The sequence below is a fragment of the Limnospira sp. genome, assembly GCF_051859755.1.
GTDB lineage: Bacteria > Cyanobacteriota > Cyanobacteriia > Cyanobacteriales > Microcoleaceae > Limnospira > Limnospira fusiformis.
The window spans coordinates 1-5,700 of sequence record NZ_JBIMLI010000201.1; the positions used below are offsets into that span (position 1 = coordinate 1).

At 45.9% G+C, this 5,700-nt stretch carries 5 protein-coding genes and 1 pseudogene; 5 read left to right on the plus strand and 1 reads right to left on the minus strand.

Translation table 11 applies throughout. The features are described from left to right. Positions 1 to 135 precede the first annotated feature (135 nt). The 4 genes and pseudogenes from ACTIE0_RS22205 (at position 136) to ACTIE0_RS22220 (ending at position 2,303) form a co-directional block, all read left to right on the plus strand. Entirely contained in the window at positions 136 to 258 is a 123-nt protein-coding gene (locus tag ACTIE0_RS22205; protein ID WP_257720192.1) for a hypothetical protein, read from the plus strand. 38 nt (positions 259 to 296) lie between these two features. Next, positions 297 to 413, plus strand: coding sequence for a photosystem II reaction center protein I (locus ACTIE0_RS22210; protein WP_006616470.1), 117 nt, complete (start codon positions 297 to 299; stop codon positions 411 to 413). Between the two features lie 503 nt (positions 414 to 916). Continuing rightward, positions 917 to 1,252 (plus strand): annotated as a pseudogene (locus tag ACTIE0_RS22215) (TetR/AcrR family transcriptional regulator C-terminal domain-containing protein); the annotation flags it as partial. Between the two features lie 76 nt (positions 1,253 to 1,328). Further along, positions 1,329 to 2,303: a YheT family hydrolase gene (locus ACTIE0_RS22220; RefSeq protein ID WP_006669711.1), complete on the plus strand. Its 975-nt coding sequence runs from the start codon at positions 1,329 to 1,331 to the stop codon at positions 2,301 to 2,303. Positions 2,304 to 2,457: 154 nt separating this feature from the next. Here ACTIE0_RS22220 and ACTIE0_RS22225 read toward each other — a convergent pair whose 3' ends face one another. Continuing rightward, positions 2,458 to 4,521 (minus strand): WD40 repeat domain-containing serine/threonine-protein kinase, encoded by a 2,064-nt coding sequence (locus ACTIE0_RS22225; protein ID WP_006625793.1) that lies wholly within the window; start codon positions 4,519 to 4,521, stop codon positions 2,458 to 2,460. A gap of 105 nt (positions 4,522 to 4,626) precedes the next feature. Here ACTIE0_RS22225 and msrP point away from each other — a divergent pair, with 105 nt between their 5' ends. Further along, entirely contained in the window at positions 4,627 to 5,598 is a 972-nt protein-coding gene (gene msrP, locus ACTIE0_RS22230) for a protein-methionine-sulfoxide reductase catalytic subunit MsrP (RefSeq protein ID WP_006625794.1), read from the plus strand. Positions 5,599 to 5,700: the final 102 nt, after the last annotated feature.

The following is a 5,700-nucleotide window of genomic DNA, read 5'->3' on the forward strand; positions in this document are numbered from 1 at the left end:
TGCTATCATTTAAGCATGGGGTAAACATGGCTATACACTTGATTATTTATTCAACACTGAAAGCGATCGCCACCTCTCCCCGAATCCCCTTGACATCCACCGCCACATCTGCTATGATTTAACCGTGGGGGAAACATGGCTGTACGCTTGATTATTTATTCAACACTGGTTCAGAAAGCGATCGCCCCAGAAAGCCATAAAATCCTTAAACCAAAGCCCAAATTAAGATATGATGGGAAAACAGTGCAAATTGCATAACCCAATCAAAAACAGATTCCCCAGGGAGTAATAAAACAATGGTAACTCTGAAAATCATCGTTAACATCGTTGTCCTCTTCTTCGTAGGCTTATTTATCTTTGGATTCTTATCCAATGACCCCTCACGAAACCCCAAGCGTCGGGACTTAGAGTAATCCGGCGGAATTCCCAAGCCAAAACCTGATCTAGGGGGGTAAATGGGGTGATCAGTTATCATGTATAACCCATAACTCCATTTACCCCAGTATCACCGATTTGGGATAAGTTTTACTAGCCATAATATGTGGTTAATTGTTATCTAAAAAACTGCCTATAATTACCCTATAGATTGGCATCTTTCCCTAACTAAACTGCCAATATAACTCGCTAAAATCCGCTATGATTAACTCCTTTTAATTAGCTAGGGAGAAGTTAATAACTATGCGATCGCACCTACTCCGATATATGATTTAAAAGGCAGATTCTATCAAGGTATAAGCCCATATATCAGATGGATAGAGTCGCCCAAGCAGCCGGGGTGTCCAAACCAACCCTATATATAGTCATTTTTCCGACAAAGATGGGTTGTTTACCGCCCTAGTCAAAAGGATAGCCCCGGAAAAACTCCGAGAGGTCGCCTCCCCTATCAGGGAAACCAGAGTTAGTCTTACGAGACTTAGCCAAGGGAATACTAATGGAAAATATAAGCGATCGCGAATATCTTAGCTTGCTCCGGTTAATAGTCTCCGAGTCAGGAAAACGCCCAGACCTAGCCCAAGTATTTTTAACAACCCTAGTCAAGCCCGCCATAGAAACCCTGAAAGAGTATTTAAAAACCTGTCAAGAATTGACTATTACCGACCCGGAAGCCACAGCCCGAATCTTCGTAGGCTCCCTGATTCATTATATGGTAGTCCAAGAGATTTTGCCAAGCCAAGATTCCCTACCCATGACAGCCGATCGCCTAATCGATAATTTAGTAGAATTAATTATCCATCAAAAAGCCCTACCATAAAGAATCATCATCCCATCAAATCATGTCGTCATCTCCCAGTTATCGCCCCCCATTTTTCCTTAAAAACGGGTTAATAATGACCCTTTATACAGCCCTGCAAATTAGCAAAACCTGGCAAAATCACACCCACGAACCCGCCCCCCCCTATCAACAAAAAATATTCACCGGGGCGGGGGGTGTCCCCATCTTTGGTATTTATGCAATTCCCCCCAACCCCCAAGGCACAATAATTGGCACTTATGGCATTGTAGGAGACTTAGAAAATCAGTGGTTTTTAAAAATACTAGGTCGCAAAGCCTTTGCCCATGGTTATGCGGTAGTATTATTCGACTGGCGCGCCCACGGTCAAACGGGTAAACTCTCCCCCACACTGCAATCTGACGGCTTATATGAAGGACAAGACTTTGTAGAAATTGCTAACCAGTCACTCGCCCTAGGCTGTCCAGCCCCCATAAGTTTATTAGGTTTTTCCTTGGGGGGACAATTAGCCTTGTGGGGGTTAAAAGCCGCCCAAAGTTCCAGCAATTTAGACATAGCTGGTGCGGCTGTAGTTTGCCCTAGTTTAGACTCCAATAGATCCCTAGCCTATTTAGAAAATCATCCGGTCGGGAAGTATTTAGAAAAAGCCATTACCCGCCAACTGCAAATACTCGCCCATCAACTAAATCCAAACCACCCCAATATCTTCAATCCAGAAGCGATCGCCAGAGTCAATTCAATTCGTAGTTTTGACCACGAATTAGTAATTGAAAAACTAGGATTTGCCACAGTAGAAGACTATTTTACCGCCACCAGTGGCTTGCAGATTTTACCGCAATTATACAAACCCACCCTAATTTTATATGCCGAAGATGACCCTCTATTCGACCCCAGTATTATCCCCGATTTAAAAGCGTTAGCGAGACAGAATAAAGCCATTGACCTATGGCTAACCCCATCAGGAGGGCACGTCTGCCATATTAGCAGTAAATCCTGTCAAAAACAATGGGGCGATCGTGACCCTTGGTGGGCATGGAATCGCATTTTAAACTGGTTTGGAAGCCGGCGATGATTATGCACCCATAGCCAGGCGGCGTGATTATTGTAACCGTCAAATCACAATCATCTTAGGGTGCGTCGCCTTCTCGCCGCCGCCAGTCAAACCAGACTTGGCGAGGGGTTATCAAGACTCTGGTAGAATAGAGGATGGACTGGAGAACTAGCCCCTAGGGATGGCGACCCACGCGAGACCAACCCATTGGCCACACCTTAATACTATTATCAAAACTGCCACTAACTAAAGTTGGCTGAACCGGGTTAAAAACCACATTCACCCAGTGTTGATGACCTTTAATCGTCCCCGTTAAGCCCCCTGGCCTGATTTGCCATAACTTAACAGTACCGTCAAAATCCCCACTAGCCAGAGTTTGACCATCAGGACTAAAAGACAGAGATTGAATTTTCTCATCATGACCGGTCAAAGTTTGCAGGGGGAGACTGGTAAAATATTCCAACTCCAGGCGATTTAAGTCCCAGAGGCGGACAGTCCGATCCCAACTTCCCGTAGCCAGAGTTTGACCATCAGGACTAACAGCCAAAGACCAGATAGCTTGAGGATGAGCCGCTAAACTCCGCCGCAATTCACCAGTTTCCCGATCCCATAATTCCAGCAAACCATTACTGCTACCACTGATTAACATTTGACCATTAGCACTAAAAGCGATCGCCTGTATCTGTTCCTCGTAACCCCGTAAAGTTCTTTCCTCAAAGCCGGTGTCAACATTCCACAAGCGAATCGACCCATCACCTCCCGCACTAGCCAAACTAGCACCATCAGGACTAAAAGCCAAAGCATGAACCCAACCCCGATGACCAGGTAACACCCGCACCAGACGACTATTCCACAAGTCCCAAATCCGAATAGTGCCATCACCCCCAGCACTAGCCAAAAATCGACCTTCAGGAGCGATCGCTATTGTACCAACCGGTTGGTTATGACCAGATAAAGTATTAACTACAGTCCCCGTATCAATATCCACCAAGTTAATCGAGCCATCAGTCTGACCACTAGCTACCAATTGACCATCGGGAGTAATAGCGATCGACCAAATCGGCCCATCACCCGATCGCAAGGTCCGCACCCCAGAAGATTGTCTGTTCTGATAACGGCGGCGATAATTATCAGGTCTGTTTCTGTTATAGTTAGGGCGAACCTCCGGCATTCTTCTCACCGGAATTTCTGGGCTTCTGGGGGTTTCGGGAACCGGAGTCGGCAATCGCGAAGCCAAAATTAGAGACAGTATTGTGAGCGCAATTCCACCCCAAGCCGTCATAATCCACTGCTGGTCAGAACTTTCCGCCAACGCCCCAGCCGTCGGTCCTCCTTTCAAAGAAGCGATCGCCTCCGATGCTGACTGATAACGACGGGCCGGATTTCGCTCTACCAACCTATCTAAAATCCTGCCTAATCGACGGCTAACAGGGCGTTTAAGGTAGTCTCGCCACACCCAAGTATTTGATTTGACATCAAACAACTCAAAAGGCGAAACATCTGTCATTAAGTGCAGACAAGTCACCCCCAAACTGTACAGATCATTTCTCCCATCAAAATGTCCTTGAGTTTGTTCTGGGGCCACATATTCCGCCGCTCCCATCATCCGTTCACCAGGGTATTGTTCAACTTCCACCAGAGGAATAGCCGACCCAAAATCCACCAGAGACAAACGATTACCCCCATAACCATTATATTGAGGGGAACGGACAATATTCTCCGGCTTAATATCCCCATGAACAATACCATTTTCATGGACAACCTCTAGCACCGGAAGTACAGACGTAAGTAGATCCCAAATCTGGATTTCTCCAAATACCCCATCACTAGCCAACTCATCAGCCAAATTGCGTCCGCGAATATACTCATGAACAAAATACTTAGATCCATCCTCTTCAAAACTCGCCCAAAGTTCTGGAATCAAAGTATTCTGACCAATTCTCTCCAACTCCCGCGCACGCAACCTCAAATCCACTTCTATATGCTTATAGCAATCGATTTCACCAGTTCCAGAATCAACATTTTCTGGCGAACCCATAAATTGCTTAATCGTACACTGAGGCTTAGACGGCTTATCCTCATCGACAGCCAAAAAAGTCCGACTGTTAGCACTTTCTCCTAAAATCCTCACGATCCGGTAGCGGTCTTTCAGGCGCAAACTAGCTCCACAACTCTTACAAGTCTTTTGACCAGGAGAATTCTGCGGGTGCTGACACTGGGGATTTATGCAGTAACTCATAACCAGGCATTGTTTCGGTGTATTCCAATTATATGATATGCTTTTCACACCTGGGTAGCCACACTAGCAGAAAAACCATGTAATAAAACGCAACACTCTATATATATGTCGCTAATTCGCATATCTCCCGACTGGCAACTACCCGAAAAACTGATTACCTCAGAATCAGCCTTTGTCAACCGCCGTAAATTTATCAAACAAGTAGTCGGAGCCGGACTGGCCGCCTCTATTTTACCCCTACAGGGATGCGATCGCACTTCTGCCACCTTCCAGACTACCCAAACCCCCTATCCCAACCTAGCCCCAAATCCTAACTTTCTCAATCTCTCATCAGCAACTACCCCCGAAGACCTTGCTACCCGTTATAACAACTACTACGAATTTGGCGGGTCTAAATCTATTTGGGAAGCCGCCCAAAACCTCCCTACCGATAACTGGCGAGTAGAAGTCTCAGGACTCGTCAAAAATCCCCGCACCTACGATATCGATGATTTACACCAAAAATTCCCCCTCCAAGAAAGAATCTATCGATTTCGCTGTGTCGAAGCCTGGGCGATGGTAGTTCCCTGGGTCGGTTTTCCCATGCGTCTACTCATGGCCGACGTTGAACCCACCAGCGCCGCCAAATTTGTCCGCTTCACTTCCTTTTATGACCCCAAAATCACCAAAGGTCCTGGTTTCTGGGCTACTAATTATCCCTGGCCATATACCGAGGGATTAACCATTCAGGAAATGGCTAATGAATTGGCATTTTTTGCCACCGGAATTTATGGTAAAACTCTCCCCAAACAAAATGGCGCACCTTTACGCATGGTTCTACCTTGGAAATACGGCTTTAAAGGCGCTAAATCTATTGTCAAAATCGAATTTTTAGACCACCAACCTCCCACATTTTGGAATACCTTAGTCCCTAACGAATATGGCTTTGTGGCTAATGTTAACCCTAACAAACCTCATCCCCGTTGGTCTCAAGCTACCGAACGCATTGTTGGTAATGGTCCGAGTTTCTCCTGGGACACTCAACCCACATTAATTTATAACGGCTATGGAGAATATGTAGCCCATTTGTACACCTGAAAAGTTCACCAGCCAGCTAACCCACACTGATACATTTACGCGACATTTATCCGGCTATTGCCTGACAATGCGACGATAGCACTATTACCCGTTAAGGTAACA

Excerpts from the sequence above, each read along its gene's own strand:
- ACTIE0_RS22205 (WP_257720192.1), top strand. The coding sequence starts at position 136 with ATGGCTGTACGCTTGATTATTTATTCAACACTGGTTCAGAAAGCGATC.
- msrP (WP_006625794.1), top strand. The coding sequence starts at position 4,627 with ATGTCGCTAATTCGCATATCTCCCGACTGGCAACTACCCGAAAAACTG.
- ACTIE0_RS22225 (WP_006625793.1), bottom strand. The coding sequence starts at position 4,521 with ATGAGTTACTGCATAAATCCCCAGTGTCAGCACCCGCAGAATTCTCCT.
- ACTIE0_RS22220 (WP_006669711.1), top strand. The coding sequence starts at position 1,329 with ATGACCCTTTATACAGCCCTGCAAATTAGCAAAACCTGGCAAAATCAC.
- ACTIE0_RS22210 (WP_006616470.1), top strand. The coding sequence starts at position 297 with ATGGTAACTCTGAAAATCATCGTTAACATCGTTGTCCTCTTCTTCGTA.